Genomic DNA, 16596 nt, shown 5'->3' with positions numbered 1-16596 from the left:
GTGGTCGGCCGAACGAGGCAAAAAGGGTCCGAAGCCCGATCGGTCGCCGGGGCGTCGTCGCCCCGAGTCGGGCTACTCGTCGTACTCGTAGAAGCCGCGGCCGGTCTTCTTCCCGAGGTCGCCCGCCTCGACCTTCCGCTTCAGCAGGTACGCCGGGGTGTAGCGGTCGCCGAGCTCCTCGTGGAGCGTCTCGCTGGCGTGGAGACAGACGTCGAGGCCGATGTGGTCGGCGAGCTCGAGCGGGCCCATCGGGACGTTCGTCCCCAACGTCATCCCGCGGTCGATGTCCTCCTTCTCGGCGACGCCCTCGTCGAACGCGCGGATCCCCTCGTTGATCCAGGGCATCAGGATGCGGTTGGTGACGAACCCCGGCTTGTCGTCGGACTCCCAGGTCTCCTTCCCGAGGTCCTCCGCGAACGCGTGCGCGAGCGCGGTAGTTTGGTCTGCTGTCCGCTCGCCGGTGACGACCTCGACGCCGTCCATGATCGGGACGGGGTTCATGAAGTGGAGGCCGACGACCGAGTCGGCGCGCTCGGTCGCGCTCGCGATCGTCGTGATCGACAGCGTCGACGTGTTGGTCGCCAGCAGCGCCTCGTCGTCGAGCGTGTCGTCGAGGTCCGCGAAGATCGACTGCTTGAGCTCCATCTCCTCGGGCGCGGCCTCGACGACGAGCTCGGCGCTCGCGAGGTCGTCGAGCTCGGTCGTGCCCGTGATGCGGTCTTTCGCCGCCGCGGCCTCGTCCTCGCTCAGCGCGTCACGGTTTACGAGCCGCGAGAGCGAGTCGTCGATGGTGTCGAACCCGTTGTCGAGGAACGCCTGCTCGACGTCCCGCATCACCACGTCGTACCCCGCCGTCGCGGCAACCTGTGCGATGCCCGCGCCCATCGTGCCGGCGCCGACGACGCCCACCGTCTCGACGTCTTCCAGTGCGTACATGGGCGGCGTTCGGCCCGGGACGACCGTAAGCGTAGCGACAACCGACGGAGGGCATCGACACCCCTCCAATCGCGGGAGAAAAGGGCGCTCAGACGCTCTACGGGGGCGTCTCCGACCTCGTTTCACACAAACCTTGAAGTATCTTTGGTCCGCAGGGAGGGGTAACGTGACCCGCCTGTTGGAGCATCTGATGGTCGACGTCGACGACGTGGAGCGTCGGTCGGTCGACGAACCGACCGACCTGAAGTTCGTCGGCCCGGCCACGGCCGAGGCCATCGAGGCGGCGTCGTTCAGCGCCCAGGACGTCGCCGACAAGGAGGTCTCCTACCGGATGCTGCAGGAGGCTGGCGTCAACCCAGGGGTTGCGGCGAAGATCCGCCGCCACCACTCGCTGGCGTGGTCGTTCGACAACGACGGCGACCTGGACCGCCGCTCCGAGCAGGTCCGTGGACTGAAGGACGACGAGGCGGCGTGGGTCGCCTCCAGCCACGGCGAGGAGCCGATGGCCGACGACGCGGCCGAGGGAGAGGCGCCGACGCCCGCCGCGGAGAGCGACGCCGACGAGGCGGCGTGGGTCGAAGCGTCGAAACAGTCCGAGGAACCGGCGACCGACGAGGAGGCCGACGAGCCGTCCGCGGCCGACGACGAAGTCGACGGGGAGACGGCGTGGGTCGCCGACGCGACGGGCGACGACGCCTCCGCGAGCGCCGACGGGAGCGGCGACCCGCTCGCGGCCGAGGCGGCCTGGGTCGAGCGCTCGAAGCCGACGCCGCTGACCGACATCTCGGGCGTCGGCGAGAGCTACGCCGAACGCCTCGCGGAGGCGGGCGTCACCTCCGTTCGCTCGCTCGCGACCGCCAGCCCCGAACTCCTCTCGGACGTGACCGGCATCGCCGAGGGGCGACTCCAGCGCTGGCACCGCGAAGCCAGCGAGAAGGCCGACTGACGCCGTTCTCCTGACAACTCGGTCGTATCACCGCGTTGCAACGTCTGACGCGACGAAGCCTTTATACTCGCAGAATCAGCACCGATAGATAGATGACGGGTTCCGGGGCACCGGTCGGGCGGGGCAGTAGCTCGGGGGTGGGCCGCCGGTGAGCATCGACATCGCGACCCGCGGGACCGCGCTGCACGTGACCGACAGCATCGAGCAGCGCCAGTGCGTGCTGCGGATGCCCGAGCCCGCCGCGACGGAGCCGATCGACGGCAACCGGTTCTACTTCCCCGTCGACGCCGCCGCGCGGATCGACACCCAGAGCGTGACCCTGGGGAGCTACGTCGCGACGTTCGTCCGCGACGGCCAGGGCGACGTGGTCGCCCAGATGGACCGCACGGACGAGCTCGACCTCGAGCCCGGCGAGTACCTGATCGAGCTCGAGCAGCCGGTGAAGCTGTACGTGCGGATCGAGGGGTCGCTCAGCGTCGAGACCAACGGGATGACGACGACGGTGCGCACCCAGGGCGACCTGTTCGTCGCGGGGCGCTCCCGGCACAACCACCCCGCGGGGACGATCACGACGACCGAGGACCCCCGGGAGATGATGCGCGCGGTGTCGGCGATGTCGTCGTCGCTGAAGACCACCTCCGTCGAGCGCTCCTACCCGACGCTGCGTGGCCACCCGCCGGAGATCGAACTCGGCGACGAGCTCGACATCCCCGACGGGATGGCGGCGGCCGACGCGGGGGTCCGGATCGAGGTGCCGCCGGACCTGCGCTACGTCTACCCGGTCGCGCCGCTGGCGTTCTACCTCGGCGCCGAAGTAGTCCCGGGGAGCGTCCCGCGGCTCGTCGGTGAAGATGGGTTCAGCTACCGGCTCGACGGCGCCGACGGGTTCGAGGACACCGTCGCACAGACGCTGAAGCAGACGCTGCTGTTCGACTGTGTCGCCCGGACCGAGGGGTTCTACGCGGTCGACCTCGCCGAGCGCGCGGACGTCGACGCGCTGGTCGACCTCGACTGGGCGGATTTGTACGGCCGCTCGCTCTCGGCGCGGCTGGACGCCTACCTCTCGATCCCGTACGAACGGATCGCCGACTGCGTGCCCGAGTGGAAGACGGCGGGCTACGTCGCCCCCGACCCCGAGAACGCCGAACTGCTGCCGTACCTGATCGACGATCTCGCGACGATCAAGACGCCGGCCGGCGAGGCGACGACGGCCGAGCAGGTGCAGACCGACTCGCTGTTCGACTTCGCCCGCTCGGGGGCGTCGACGCCCAGCCCGAACGCCGTCACGGGGCCGACTAGGAGTGCGACCCGCGCCACGGGCCGGGCGCAGGCCCCCCAGGGGCCGCTCCCGGATCTCGTCGAACCGGAGCCGACCGGCGCGTTCGAGACGGTCTGGGCCGACGACGGCGTCCCCGTCGGCGCGACGAAGGCGTCGATCGACGGCTACCGCAACGGGTTGGAACACACGCCCTCCGAGGAGATCGGCGTCACCGTCGTCGTCAACGACGAGGGGATGACCGACGAGGGCGACGTGGCCCAGGAGGTGTACGGCGACGACGCGGAGTTCCCGTTCGACCTGCGGGTGTACCGCAACCTGACGACCGACCGGCTCAAGGCCGTCCTGGAGACCGAACGGGAGTTCCTCCACTACGTCGGCCACATCGAGGCCGACGGGTTCGAGTGTACGGACGGCCGCCTCGACGCGCGCGAGCTCGACTTCGTGGGCATCGACGCGTTCTTCCTCAACGGCTGTGCCTCCTACGACCAGGGGATGGCGCTGCTGGAGAACGGCGCCGTCGGCGGCGTCGTCACGCTGACCGAGGTTGTCAACAGTGGCGCGACGCGGGTCGGGCAAGCGATGGTGAAGCTGCTGAATCACGGGTTCCCGCTGCAGTCTGCGCTTTCAGTAGCGAGTAAGCAGTCGTTCGTCGGCGGGCAGTACTCGGTTGTTGGGGACGGGGACGTAGACATCGTTCAGGGACAGGGAATCGGAGCGATGTTAACTGAAATTGAAGAGAAAGAAGAGAGGTACGAAGTTTCCGTCCGTGCCTATCCTGACAGCGATCTGGATGTTGGCTCGATGGCGTCACTATCTATCGGGGATGATTCACGGCAGCATCTCGTCCCCGGCCGGATTGGTAAAGTAGTGTATGAGAACCGTGAACGGCTCCTCCAAGCGGTTGATGGGGACCTGACGAAATACGCCGGCTCTATTCAGTGGTCAAACGACCTCGACTTGTAGTAAATTTACGGCCCCGCCGTCGCGTGCGCGGAGTCAGCGACCACACTACCCGCCTGCGAGAGGAACAGCATCATCGTGAACAGCACGCCCATCATCTTCGGGTTGTCGGCCAGGAACGACTTGAGTTCGGACATTACACTCCATGCGAACAGTTCGCTATATATGTTGATAGATATTACTCGGTTTGATTCTAGGGCGTCATAAACGAGATGTGAGTCAAACCGACGGAAGGAAACCGGACCGAACGCCCGGCCGACTGGAACCTCTCAGTCGAGATACCCCAGGTTCTCGAGCTGTTCCGCGATCTCCTCGAACTCCGCTTCGGTGAGCTCGCCGCGCTCCTGGTGTTTGATCACGATGCTGCGGAGCAGGAACCGGACGAGGTCGCTCGTGCTCGAGAAGCTGGTGCCCTCGATCGTTTCGTCGACGCGCTCGGCGAGCTCGGTGGGGATCGAGACGGTGGTGTAGTCGGTCATACTCGGCACTCGGGCGCCAGTGCGGAAAAGGACGCCGGCCCGTCGCCTCGTGGGCGGCGACGACGCCGATGCCTCCGGTGCTCAGTCGTCGCCGGCGAGGGACTCGATCCGGTCCAGCTGCTCGCGGTGGAGCGTGAGGATCAGGTCCGAGAGCACGCCGAACATCAGCAGTTGGACGCCGAGGAGGATCCCCGCGGCGCCCGCGAGCGCCCAGACCTCGTGCGGGACGCCGTAGACGAACCACTCGACGGCGACGTACAGTGCGATCACCGAGCCCGCGACGCCGGAAGCGACGCCGACGCTCCCGAAGTAGAACAGCGGGTTGTTGGTTTTCGCCCGTCGGAACAGTTCGAGGAAGATGATCCCGCCGTCACGCACCGGGTGGAGGTTCGTGTTCGACCCTGCGGGGCGCTCGAGATACGTGATCGGCACCACCGTGGTGGGGATTCCCTGCTTCGCGCACTCGACGGCCATCTCGGTCTCGATGCCGAACCCCTCCGCGGAGAGGTGGAGGCGCTCGAACGACGCGCGAGTGAACGCCCGGTAGCCGCTGAGGATGTCCGAGAACTCCTCGCGGTGGATCGTCCCGAACAGTCGGTTGATGAGCTTGTTGCCGATCCGGTTCAGGCTGGTCATCGCGCCCGCCTCCATGTCGGCGAACCGATCGCCGATGACGTGGTCGTACCCCTCCTCGAGCGGCGCGAGCATGGCGTCGGCGTCCTCCGGCCGGTACGTGCCGTCGCCGTCGGCCATCAGGACGTACTCGCGGTCGATGTGTTCGCGGACCGCCTCGCGAATCGCCTGTCCCTTCCCCGAGTCGGACTGAACCTCGACGCGTGCGCCGTGCTCGCGAGCGGTCTCCCGGGTGCCGTCCTCGGAGCCCCCGTCGATCACGAGGACGTCGTCGAACCCGTGCTCGCGGAAGCCGTCGACGACGTCACCGATGGTGGCCGCCTCGTCGTACGTCGGGAGGAGGACGGTAACCTGCTCGGGGTCGGGCATCTCGTCTCCGTGTGGTGTGGGGTGGAGTGAAAAGGCTTCTACTTGGGCGCGAATGCTTCTGGATAGACTCGGCGATTCCTAATCGGGTGGAACCGACAGACGCGAACCGATTATGAAACGAGAACGCCCGCAAAACCCCCTGCTAGTCGGGTCATAATCGCCCCAAATCCCCGCAAGTAGTGTAACACATCACCCAGAAAAGCCAATCACACTCGCCCCAGACAGAACGGGAAATGCCGAGTAGAACCGCCGAAGCGGTGGAAAACAGCACATGAGGTTCAGAGTGCTTCTCGGTTCAGACCTCGAAATACGGGGTGAAAATCTTCATAATCGGTTTCCCTCTGGCGGTTTCCAAATCGAGATGACGACCAAGAAAATTCAGAAACGGAGGTTTCAGCGCCTCTCTAGCCACTCCAGAATACTCTCAGTCTCAATCTGTCGGCAACGACGGCACGAACAGTATTACTCAGCTACTGTAACTCACAGGTACAGCCCTTGCGGGACCGAAATCCGATTATGAAACGCCTCGATGACTGCGTGGGCGTCGCTGACGCCGAAATCCGCCGTCTTTCTGAGTATGAAGACAGTTCTGCGCTCCAACAGCTCGATGGGACTTCCGGCTGACTACCTCTCGGGAGTCACACACCGGCGGGGTTTTTGCCCGCGGTGGTCCAGGATGGGGTATGCGACGTTACGTCGAGGCGCTGGCCGGCCTCCTCGCGCTCACCGGCCTGCCCTATCTGGCCTACGTGGGGCTGTACTGGCTCCTCGGGCCCGAGGGCTCGCCCGCGGAGAAGGATTACGACGCCGAGCCGACGGTGAGTATCGTCCTCCCGACGTACAACGAGAAAGGGATCGTCGAGGCCAAACTGGAAGAACTGGTCTCGCTCGACTACCCGATGGAGAAGGTGGAGGTCGTCGTCGTCGACTCCAGCGACGACGAGACGCCGGAGCTGGTGGAGGCGTTCTTCGCGGACCGCGAGGCGCCCGAACTGACGCTCATTCGTGAAGAAGAGCGACGCGGGCTCGCGGTCGCCCTGAACGAAGCCTACGAAGCGGCGTCGAACGAGATGGTGGTCAAAACCGATTGTGACTCCCGGATCGCCGACGACGCGCTGCGCGAGGCGGCGGCGAACCTCGCGGACCCGGATATCGGCGCCGTCACGGGGCGGAACGCGGAGGCCCTCGGTGGGAGCGAGGTAGAGGAGGGCTACCGCGACGTGCAGGCCCACATCCAGACGCTGGAGTCACACCTCGACTCGACGCTCATCTTTCACGGCCCGTTCTCGGCGTTCGAGAACGAAGCCATCGTCCCCATCGACGAGGACTCCATCGCCGACGACACGGAACTGGCGCTGAAGATTCGGAAGGGCGGCGACCGTGTCGTGTTCGACCCCGAGATCGAGTACAAGGAGGCCGCCCACTCGACGTTCCGAAAGCGCCGACAGCAGAAGGATCGCCGCGCTATGGGGCTGATCCGGTTGCTCTGGCGACAGCGCGAGATGCTGGGCGGGTACGGTGCGTACGGGCGCGCCGTGCTGCCGTTCAACTGGTGGTTCATGATCCTCTCGCCGTGGCTCGTGATGGCGTCGATCGCGCTGGCGACAGTTGGTGGGTTGGCTGTCGGTGGCCCGCTGGGGCTGGCGGTTCCAGCGGCAGTCGGCGGGTTCGTGGCGCTCGGCTCGCGTGAGAAGCTGGGCGGGTTGCAGGCGGCGTACTCGCTGTTCGACACGCAGGTATCGCTGTTCCGTGCGAGCCTGAAGCTTCTGGGTGGCGAAGGTGACGGGACGTGGGAGATCGACGAGGAGTTGCGGGAGGTGTACGGGTGAAGATACTGCAGGTTACTCCACGGTACCCACCAAACACTGGCGGCGTCGAGACGCACGTGAAGGAGATCAGCGAGCGACTAGCCGACCGTGGTCACGAGGTGGTTGTCCACACCGCCGATCTCGGCCCGGATGTCGACGGCTGGGAGCTCCGAAACGGCGTCGAAGTGCATCGACATCGAGGGTTTTCGCCAGGGGAGGCGTTCCACATCGCCCCGGGTATCGCGTCGTCGATTCGTAAAACTGATGCGGACGTTGTCCACGCGCACAACTACCACTCGTTTCCCCTGCTTTTCGCTGCGCTGGGTGTGACCGACCAGCGGTTCGTCGTGACGGCACACTACCACGGGGAGAGTGCGAGTGACTTCCGTGATCGACTGCTGTCGCTGTACCACCCGTTCGGGAAGTGGGCGGTCAAGCAGGCCGACAAGGTGATCGCGGTGAGTGAGTGGGAGCGTGACCGGCTTCGGGAGGACTTCGGCGTCGACGCGACGGTGATTCCGAACGGCGTCGATGTTGAGCGGTTCGCGTCTGCGGAGCCGGAGGTTCGTGACAGGCCGTACCTGCTGACTGTCGGTCGCCTAGAGGAGTACAAAGGCGTACAGCACGTGATCAGAGCGATGCCGGAGTTGGAGGCGTACGACCTGTTGGTGGCTGGATCTGGGCCGTATCGAGAGGAACTGGAGCGGGTGGCCATCGAGGAGGGCGTCGAAGATCGAGTGGAGTTCCTCGGCTACGTCGACGACGAACGGCTGCCGAGACTATACGCGGGTGCGGACGTGTACGTGACGTTGTCGGAGTTTGAGGCATACGGGATGACCGTTGCGGAAGCGTTGGCCGCGGGGACGCCGTGTGTGGTTCGAGATTCGGGGGCACTCACCGATTGGATCGATCGCCACAGTTGTATCGACGTCTCCAACGAGGATCAGAAGACCGTTACCGACGCTGTTCGAACCGGCGTAGATATCGTCCCGGACCGGTCAGCGCTTGTGACGTGGGGCGACGTAACTGATCGCGTCGAAACGAAGTACAACAACGTTTAGTCCCTATCAAGCGGTACCTTCCTTATGCAGAACGTCCTCCTCGTCACGGTGGACTCCCTTCGCGCCGATCGGGTGAACGAGCGGGTGATGCCCGAAACCGCGGAGTTCGAGGATGAAGCACTCTCGTTCACCGATGCAGTCGCGAACGGTCCTTCAACGCCGGCGTCATTCCCGGCGATCCATGCTTCACGGCACTTTGCCAGTATCGAAGGACTGGGTATCCCTGAGTCTGGGGACGGGATCATAACGCTCGCCGAGCACCTCTCTGATGCGGGCTACGACACTGCTGGCTTCACTGACAATCACTTCGCGTCTGGTGACTACAACTTCGACCGCGGGTTCGATACGCTCCACGACGCCTCGGGATCGACGGAAGCGGGGCGGCTGAAGCAGTTCGTGCAATCGAATCTGGACAAGAAGGGGGCACTGTTCCGGGCGATCGAGTCGGTTTACACACGGGTCGACGGCGCTCTTTCAGCAGCAACTGGCAAGGAGAGCGAGTACGAACGTGCAGCGTCGTTGAACGAGCGGGCGATCGAGTGGATCGAGGGGCGTGAGCAACCATGGTTCGTTTGGCTGCACTACATGGACGTCCACCACCCGTACGAGGCGCCCGTTACGTACCAAGAGGAGTTCCTCGACTCGCCGCGCTCGGTATCTCAGTGTCGTGCGCTCTCTCGGAAGGCCACCCACCACCCTGAGAAGATGAGTGGGGAGGAGTGGGATGTCCTGACCGATCTATATGATGCGGAGTGTGCCTACACAGACGCGCAGTTCCACACGCTCCTTGACTCGCTGGCGGAGCTAGGGGTTCGCCAGGAGACGGTCACGCTGTTTACCGCAGACCACGGCGAACTCCTCGGTGAACATCGGAAAGGTGGCCATCCCCCCGAGTTCTGGGAGGGGACGATCAGGGTGCCGTTCCTGCTGGACGGCCTCGAGCGGGATGGCGAACACGGCGGGCAGATTCGCCTACTGGACACGGCCCCAACCCTCGCCGATAGCGTCGGGGTCGACCAACCGGCCGAGTGGCAGGGTGAATCGGCGCTTGAACTCGCGGCTGGGGAGGGTCGAGAGTTCGCGTTCGGTGACGTGGGGAGAGACGTAAACTACAGACGGTGTTACGTCCGGCGAGCGGACGGCTGGAAGCTGCTCAGACACGCTGACGACGGCGAACACCTGTTTAACGTTCGAGAAAACCCGAGAGAGACGGCCGACGATGATCGACTTGGAGACGAGGTGGCTGCAGAAGCCGAACTCGCGACTGCACTTGATCAGCATACTGCGGAGATGGAGCGTATGCGCTCGGGTTCGCAGGCAATCGAGGAGGGAGAAGAGATGGTCGATGAGCATCTGGAGGCACTAGGTTACAAGTAAGCCGTTGTACGCGGAACGCCCCTACGAACCTCTTCTTCTCCGTTTCGACGAGTGGTACGTTTCAAGGGTAAAATTAATTCGGAGCCGCGAATTGGCTATTTATGAGAAATGTCTATCCCGAACTACGTTAACAACCCGGATTTCCCCCCAAATCCTCCACCTGCTGATGTGGACGTTAGTGTGGTGATCCCGACGAAAGACCGTCAGCACAAGATACCGACTACTATCGCATCGCTCCAAACACAGGAGTATCTGCCTGCCGAGATAATCGTTGTCCACACTGGGACACCCGAAGTAAAGCGGCTAGTCGATGGGTTCCCCAATATCGTGGGTGTCGAACAGACAGAAGGAGGGAGTGCCCACGCCCGGAATCTTGGGATAGATCACGCCTCCGGTGATATTGTCGCGTTTACTGACGACGACTGCATACTCCCGCCGAACTGGATCTCTGGCATCGTCTGGACTATCGAGTGCAACGAGGGCATCGTAACGTGTGGGGGGAGTAACTGGCCGCACGAGGCGGTCCGACACCGCCTCGCTGCGCGAGTTGACGAGGAGCGGATACGCACGAACCAACTTGGGTGGGCAAAGGAGCAGGACGACGGTGTGACTATTGGGGGCGTAGAGCTACGTACGTTTGGCTGTCAGAACGTTGCATTCAGCCGCGATGCAATCGGCTCGACCAGATACACCTCGAAGGGTGATCTCGAATCCGAGCGACCGTTTCAAGAAAACGTACTCGATAGCGGCGATAACGCGTACATTCCCATCACGGCCTGGCACTTTCGGGATTACACACTCGTTGGGCTGTTTCAACAGCGCTATCGAAATGGGCAGGCGTCGGTTAGGGGACGGGGGGGTAGGTCACTCCTCCCATCAGTTGTCGGATTGTTCGCCTTCCCGCTGTTGCTCTTTAACGAACTGCGGGCTGCGAACGACTCCGCCGTTGGGTTCGTCAAGTTCCTCGCCGACATGACCGCGAGACTCGGTGCTGCAACGAACCTCTGGTCCTGAACTGATTTTCGTCGGTTACGGGGTCCGACAGTAGACCAGACGGCTGTGTATTATACTGCTGAACGCTTTCCTCGGATGGCGGCAGCATTTACTCCAGATACCCCAGCTCCTCCAGACGGTCCTTGGTCGCGTCATCTACCTCCATCTTCTTGCCGCCAGATTCCTCACCAAAATCGAACTTGAGGAACGCCGACTTGAGAGAACTGTTCAAGCCCTTGCGGGGATCGAGTTCACACGGATCTTCGTTTAGGTCGAAACGCCGTTCTTGCCCCGTCTCTGGAATCGAGACACCCTTCTCGTCCCCAACCCACACCGCTCGTTGGTTGTAGCCGTAGCCGGTCTCTTCGCTGAGAACCGGCAGCGGCCGCTGCCTCGTGTCGCCCTGAAGGGGAGTCCCGTCGACCTCCAATGTCCCTTTCGCGCCGATAGCCGTCAGAACCGTCGGCGCGATATCTATAAGCGAGACTTTCTCGGTATCCCCACACACGCCCGGTGCACGTATCCAGAGCGGAACGTCGGTCAGTTCTCCGAGTACGCTGTGCCCGTGGTCCGTCGCATAGTAGCCTCGAGGGTCTTCGTTCAGTTCCCGTTCGAGTTCAGGATGGTCCCAGAGTGCCTCGCCGTGGTCACTGCAGACCACTACGACGGCGTCGTCAGGTAGGACCCCAAATAGGCCCCCTAGCGCATCGTCTGATCCTCTTATCGAGGCGTCGTAGGCACGGGTTCGTGCGTCGCGGTAGGCCTCGAACCCCTCTCCGTCGGTCGTCTCTCGGAAGCGCCAGTCCTCAACCCCTTCGATATCGGGAACGTCGAAGGTTTCGCGGTGCCGATCGGGTATGTCGAGTGGCGCATGTGGATCTCCCAGCTGTAAGTGGAGGAAGGGTTGATCGCGGCCGCGCAACCAGTCGATCGCCGTCTCGACGCGCTCCTCCGCATCAGTATACTTCACGCTCACGGTGTCAAACCGATCACCGACCGCCCGTTCGGCCATCGGGATTGCGGTCACCATCGCCGTCTCGTAGCCCGCCGCGGAGAGGAGGTCGGGAAGCATCGGTACCTCTGGGGCGGGTTTGTTCGGGAACTGCTCCGAGGACAGGTCGCGGGGATCGGTGTCGAAGCAGCCCCCGTGGTTGTGTGGATAGCGCCCGGAGAGGATCGAGGGAACGGACGGAAAAGTCCACGGTGCGGGCGCTTTGGCGTTCGGGAAGGCCGCGGCATCGACGCCGTCCAGCGTCGGCGTCGTTGGCCGTTCGTAGCCAAACTCACTCACGTGATCCACGCGGAGGCTGTCGATCACGACGACGACGACGGGGCGCGGATCATCGATCGAGAACTCCCGCGAGAAGGACTGCTCCCGCCGTGCCAATCGGTGCGAGATCCGGTGTTTTGCGTCCATCCAGAGGTTGTTCAGTCGTGGGAAGCGTTGGAGGACGCTCATTCTACGTATCCCAGATCCCGTAGCGTCTCTTCCACTTCTTCCCCCGCTCGCTCCCCACTTGCGTCTGTTGCAGACGGTGGACCAGTCTCCACCTCACGCTCCTCCGCTTCCCCGTTGAGAACGTCGAAACGCACGTCGCCGTCGACGTCCTCCGGGACCGCTTCGCCGAGCAAGTGCAGGAGCGTCGGTGCCACGTCGTAGATTGAGAGGTCCGTTTCGCCTGTCGCGATTTCCTCTCCCGCCGCGGCGAACAGCCCGGTTCGGCGGTGGGTTGCCAGCCAGTCAGAATTGTTCCCGAACACGTCGCCACCGACGCTTTCCGGAGCGTCGATACCTTCGGTGTACTCTACGAGGAGGTCCGGCCCCCGGGGGCACGTCCCCGAGTAGAACGTCTCGGGGTCGTGGACGGCTTCGGCGACGGGTGTTCCGTCCGGTGTCTCGAGCGATTCGAGCGCCGATCGGAGCGCCGAGCGATACGATTCCCGTTCGTCGTCGTCCGCGAATGCCCGGTCGTTCAGGTAAATCGGACCCCGGCCGAGCGAGATGGCTTTGGTCGTTGACCAGTCGATCGGCGCGTCCTGTACCGCGGTTCGACCATCTTCGGACGGGAAGAATCGCTGTGCCGACTCCGGAACCACCGCTTGGGCAACGTTCACGAGCCCGAGTCTGTCCACTACGCGCTTCAGGCGCTCGCGGGTCAGGCCGAGTCGTGCGAGCGCACCTTGTGTCGTGTCGCTTCCGCCGACGAGATCACCCCGTTCGACGAGCCACTGGTTTGGGTAGAACCCCGTCTCAATCTCGGTAAAACCGTGATCTGACATGCAGACGACGGTGGCGTCGGGATCGTCCAGGAGCGTGCCGAGACGTTCGTCAACGCGCTCGTACATCTCCCGCAGTCGCTCGGGACGGTCCCAGAGACGGTGTTGGACAGTATCAGTGACGAACACCGTGAAGTGAATCGGGTTCGCACCTTTCTCCTCGGCCAGCCACTCCGCCGTGTCGAACCGCTGGTCGATCAGCTCTTCCGCCTCGGCAACAAGTTCGTCCGCGCTCGCTTCGCCGATGACGAGTTCGGGTTTCACTCGGTAGTCGGGGACGACATCAAGGAGTTCGTCTTTCAGTGATTCGGGTTTCGTGAACGTCTCGCGTTCGGAAGCGGGACTGCCAGCGATACAGAGCACACCCTCGTCGGTGTTCGGTGGGTGTGTAGTCGGCATGTTCACCGTCGCTGGCTCGTACTCACCGTCGGCGAGTACGTCCCAGTACTCCCGCGAGCGGAAGTCCGCAGAGTCGTTCGTCTCGATCGACGGGCCGGTAGCGTCGAAGGCGAACCATTCGTACACGCCGAGTTTTCCGGGCGTCTTTCCGGTCGAGTAGCACTTCCACGCGGGGAACGTGATCGGGGGGAGCGTCGTTTCCAGCCCACCGCTCGCCCCATTCTCGAACAGTCGGGAGAACGCAGGGAGGTGGCCCTCGTCGGCCCATCGTCGGAGGAGGGACGGCTCCGCTCCGTCGAGCCCGACGACGTAGAGAGTCATGGTTTTGAAGTGCGCGGGGCGTGGCTAAAACCCTTCGAGAACACGTCTGAAGGCGCTTCGAAACGCTGCCTTCCGGCTGTCGGCGTCGAACTGGCTTCCGATCCGCCGCGCGCGAGCGGCGAGAAGGCGGTTCGTGGTGTGGGAGTTGCCGAACTGCCGCGACACGCCGCGTGCAATCGAGGCGGAGTCGGCCTCGACGACCAACTCTTCGTCCACCTCGCGGACGACAGATCGGGTTCCAGCACCTTCCGTGACGAGCGGGGGGAGGCCCGCCCGCATCGCCTCCAACGTGCTCACGGGGAACGTGTCCATCCGGGAAGGTTGAACGAACAGCGACGCCGGCCCGAAAGCATCGACGAGCGACTCGACGTAGCCCCGGCGTTCGACGCCTTCGACTCGGTCGTAGTCCTCAGGATGGCCTCCGCCGACGACGTGGAGTTCGGCCTCGGGATGGGTCCGTCGGACTTCTTCCCAAGCGTCGACGAGGAGATCGACGCCTTTGTAGCGCGCTGCACGGCCGACAGTGACGGCAGTCTTACTCTCCAGGGCGGGCGATACGGTTCCGAGCGCGTCGTACACCGCTGGTTGAATGAACGGATGGGCGACCTCTATCGGGGTGTTTGGGCCGACGATCGGCCGGGTGAACTCGGCGGCGAACTCCGAGACGGCGATCACGCCGTCGATAGTGCGGCTCCCGACCGCGCGGACCATCGGCGTCCCAAAGCGCCCAATGAGGGATTTGAGCGCGGAGTCGCCCTCGAACTCCCCGTTCCCGAGGGCGTGGAGACCGTGGTCGGCACAGAGGTAGACAAACTTTGCGTCGCTCGTGAACGCCTTTGCGACCGCAGTGTAAAGTGGACGCGACCCCTCCACGATGAACACGTCGTACTCCGGGAGAGAGAGCCCGTTGTACGCATCCGACGCCAACGAGTCACCGAAAACACTCGGCTCCCGACCGCGATAGTTCACGAGGTCTGCCCCGACTGCGTCGGCGAACCCTTCGTGAGCAGGGTGTGGATCCTGATACAGCATCGCCACGTCGGCCGTGTCGGGGTCCATATGTGGACAATCGAGGGCTTATGGCTTCAACGCACCGTCTTGGTCCGGTTGTGGGATAGTGGACCGTCACCGTTTTGCCCGGTCCTCCGGTTCGGTGAACTATGAAAACCCTCCTCGTCGGTCTCGACGCGGCCTGTGCAAACGTTCTCGATCCGTTGTTCGAGGAGGGAGCACTCCCGAACCTCCGGCAAATCTTCGAGGACGGGAAGCACGGGCCGCTCGAGTCGCAGATCCCGCCGTGGACTGCCAGCGCCTGGCCGTCGATGTATACTGGTACCAACCCCGGCAAACACGGTGTCTTCGACTTTCTCTCGTTCGACGGATACGAGTGGGACCTCGTCAACGCGAGCCACGTCCGTCGTCGCACCATCTGGGAGTATCTCGATGAAGCGGGCTACACGAGTGCAGTCGTCAACGTACCTGTAACCGCACCACCTCGGCCGTTCGACGGCGCGCTCATCCCGGGCTATCTCGCCCCGGAACACCCTGAATGCCACCCTAAAGGACTCTTGGACGACGTACGTGAGGAACTTGGTGACTACCGAGTCTACGCCCCTCGAGAGACCGACGAGAGTCAATCCGACGCCGCAAAGTTCGAGTCCTACCTCGATCTCACTCAATCACGAGGTCAAGCACTTCGCTACCTTGACGAGCGGTTCGACCCGGACTTCGGGTTCGTCCAGTTCCAGAAGACCGACGCCGTCTTCCACGATTTCCCTGGCGACGACGAGAAGGTTCGCGCGATCTATGAAGTCGTCGACGACCAACTTAGGGCGATTCTCGACGAGTGCGAACCTGACACCGTGATCGTCGCGAGCGACCACGGGATGGGACCGTACAGCGGACACGAATTCCGGATCAACGAGTATCTGAAAGGATCAGGTGACGTGGTGACGACACGGGATGGAGACTCAGTTCCTTCGTGGTTCCAGTTGAAAGACCAGAAGCTCGTCGGTGACGAGGAGACAACGCACCCAGCTATCGCTCGGGCAGCCGCCTTCGCCGCAAAGTTCGGACTGACCTACCAACGAGGCAAATCGATCCTCGAAGCGTTTGGGCTCGCTGACTTCGTCGGACGGCACGTCCCCGTCTCAGCCGTCTTCGCGGCGAGCGAGCGTGTCGACCGCGCGAACTCTCGGGCTTACCTCCGTTCACCATCCGAACTAGGCATCCGGATGAACGTCGCCGGTCGAGACCCGAAGGGCGAGATTCCGTCCGCCGAATACGACAGGGCCCGCGAGGAGCTGATGACGCGGCTCCGTGAGATTGAGACTCCCGAGGGCGAGCCCCTGTTCGAATCGGTCACTCCACGGGAGGAGTACATCTACGGCCCCTACGCCGACGAAGCGGTCGACATCCTCTGCGTTCCACGGGAGTTCGAACACTCCCTGTCCTCGTTGATCGGAGATACGTGGGAAGAGCCCGAGCCGTATAATCACAAGCGCGACGGTATTGCCGCCGTGAGTGGCGAGGGAGCAGACGTAGCTGAGCTACGGGATGCGACGATATTCGACGTTGCACCGACAGTCCTAGCATCGATGGGTGTCGCTCCCGACGAGACGATGGACGGTCAGTCGTTCGTCCCGGGACCCGATCAGGAGGCGTATCCTGAGTTCGACCCGGGGGATAGAGCAACGACGGACGATACAGCTGTCGAGGAGCGTCTCGCGGATTTAGGGTACTTGGAGTAGACCACAAG

At 63.5% G+C, this 16596-nt stretch carries 14 protein-coding genes; 7 read left to right on the top strand and 7 right to left on the bottom strand.

Translation table 11 applies throughout. From position 1 onward, the window contains the following. Positions 1–72: 72 nt before the first annotated feature. The gene (locus ACP95_RS07440) at positions 73–936 is read right to left on the bottom strand and encodes a 3-hydroxyacyl-CoA dehydrogenase family protein (protein WP_049980599.1); all 864 of its coding nucleotides are present in this window, start codon (positions 934–936) and stop codon (positions 73–75) included. A 190-nt stretch (positions 937–1126) separates the two neighbouring features. Between ACP95_RS07440 and ACP95_RS07435 the strand changes: the two genes are divergently transcribed. Together ACP95_RS07435 and ACP95_RS07430 are read left to right on the top strand one after the other, a co-directional pair. Further along, positions 1127–1882 carry a DUF7409 domain-containing protein gene (locus tag ACP95_RS07435; protein WP_049980598.1) on the top strand — a complete coding sequence of 252 codons (756 nt, stop codon included), beginning with the start codon at positions 1127–1129 and terminating at the stop codon, positions 1880–1882. Between the two features lie 148 nt (positions 1883–2030). Then, positions 2031–4124, top strand: coding sequence for a hypothetical protein (locus tag ACP95_RS07430; protein ID WP_049980597.1), 2094 nt, complete (start codon positions 2031–2033; stop codon positions 4122–4124). 5 nt (positions 4125–4129) lie between these two features. On the opposite strand, the gene ACP95_RS16455 is transcribed toward ACP95_RS07430, so the two are convergent. The 3 genes from ACP95_RS16455 to aglJ all read right to left on the bottom strand — a co-directional run bounded on the left by ACP95_RS16455 (position 4130) and on the right by aglJ (position 5602). Then, entirely contained in the window at positions 4130–4258 is a 129-nt protein-coding gene (locus ACP95_RS16455) for a DUF7503 family protein (RefSeq protein ID WP_272913168.1), read from the bottom strand. A gap of 132 nt (positions 4259–4390) precedes the next feature. Continuing rightward, positions 4391–4600: a ribbon-helix-helix domain-containing protein gene (locus ACP95_RS07425; protein WP_049980596.1), complete on the bottom strand. Its 210-nt coding sequence runs from the start codon at positions 4598–4600 to the stop codon at positions 4391–4393. 81 nt (positions 4601–4681) lie between these two features. Further along, complete coding sequence (aglJ, locus tag ACP95_RS07420) at positions 4682–5602, bottom strand: S-layer glycoprotein N-glycosyltransferase AglJ (RefSeq protein ID WP_049980595.1); 921 nt, start codon at positions 5600–5602, stop codon at positions 4682–4684. Between the two features lie 683 nt (positions 5603–6285). Between aglJ and ACP95_RS07415 the strand changes: the two genes are divergently transcribed. The 4 genes from ACP95_RS07415 (at position 6286) to ACP95_RS15290 (ending at position 10862) form a co-directional block, all read left to right on the top strand. After that, on the top strand, positions 6286–7431 hold the full coding sequence (locus ACP95_RS07415; RefSeq protein WP_049980594.1) for a glycosyltransferase: 1146 nt from the start codon (positions 6286–6288) through the stop codon (positions 7429–7431). Next, positions 7428–8471 (top strand): glycosyltransferase family 4 protein, encoded by a 1044-nt coding sequence (locus tag ACP95_RS07410; protein WP_049980593.1) that lies wholly within the window; start codon positions 7428–7430, stop codon positions 8469–8471. The genes ACP95_RS07415 and ACP95_RS07410 overlap by 4 nt, the downstream gene beginning before the upstream one ends. Before the next feature lie 24 nt (positions 8472–8495). Further along, complete coding sequence (locus tag ACP95_RS07405) at positions 8496–9848, top strand: sulfatase (protein ID WP_049980592.1); 1353 nt, start codon at positions 8496–8498, stop codon at positions 9846–9848. A 108-nt stretch (positions 9849–9956) separates the two neighbouring features. Further along, positions 9957–10862, top strand: a complete 906-nt coding sequence (locus tag ACP95_RS15290; RefSeq protein WP_082224618.1) for a glycosyltransferase family 2 protein — start codon at positions 9957–9959, stop codon at positions 10860–10862. Positions 10863–10950: 88 nt separating this feature from the next. Here the strand turns inward: ACP95_RS15290 and ACP95_RS07400 are convergent, their stop codons facing one another. Genes ACP95_RS07400 through ACP95_RS07390 form a run of 3 tightly spaced genes read right to left on the bottom strand, consistent with a single transcriptional unit; the run spans position 10951 to position 14897 of the window. Continuing rightward, positions 10951–12300, bottom strand: a complete 1350-nt coding sequence (locus ACP95_RS07400) for a sulfatase (protein WP_049980591.1) — start codon at positions 12298–12300, stop codon at positions 10951–10953. Then, positions 12297–13838 (bottom strand): alkaline phosphatase family protein, encoded by a 1542-nt coding sequence (locus ACP95_RS07395; RefSeq protein ID WP_049980590.1) that lies wholly within the window; start codon positions 13836–13838, stop codon positions 12297–12299. Before ACP95_RS07395 ends, ACP95_RS07400 begins: the two co-directional genes overlap by 4 nt. 24 nt (positions 13839–13862) lie before the next feature. Beyond that, positions 13863–14897, bottom strand: a complete 1035-nt coding sequence (locus ACP95_RS07390) for a glycosyltransferase family 4 protein (protein WP_049980589.1) — start codon at positions 14895–14897, stop codon at positions 13863–13865. Between the two features lie 101 nt (positions 14898–14998). On the opposite strand from ACP95_RS07390, the gene ACP95_RS07385 reads away from it, so the two are divergent. After that, positions 14999–16588 (top strand): alkaline phosphatase family protein, encoded by a 1590-nt coding sequence (locus tag ACP95_RS07385; protein WP_049980588.1) that lies wholly within the window; start codon positions 14999–15001, stop codon positions 16586–16588. Positions 16589–16596: the final 8 nt, after the last annotated feature.

It is taken from the genome of Halolamina rubra (assembly GCF_000739555.1).
In the GTDB taxonomy this organism is placed as follows: domain Archaea; phylum Halobacteriota; class Halobacteria; order Halobacteriales; family Haloferacaceae; genus Halolamina; species Halolamina rubra.
This window is presented reverse-complemented; position numbering and strand designations above follow the sequence as displayed.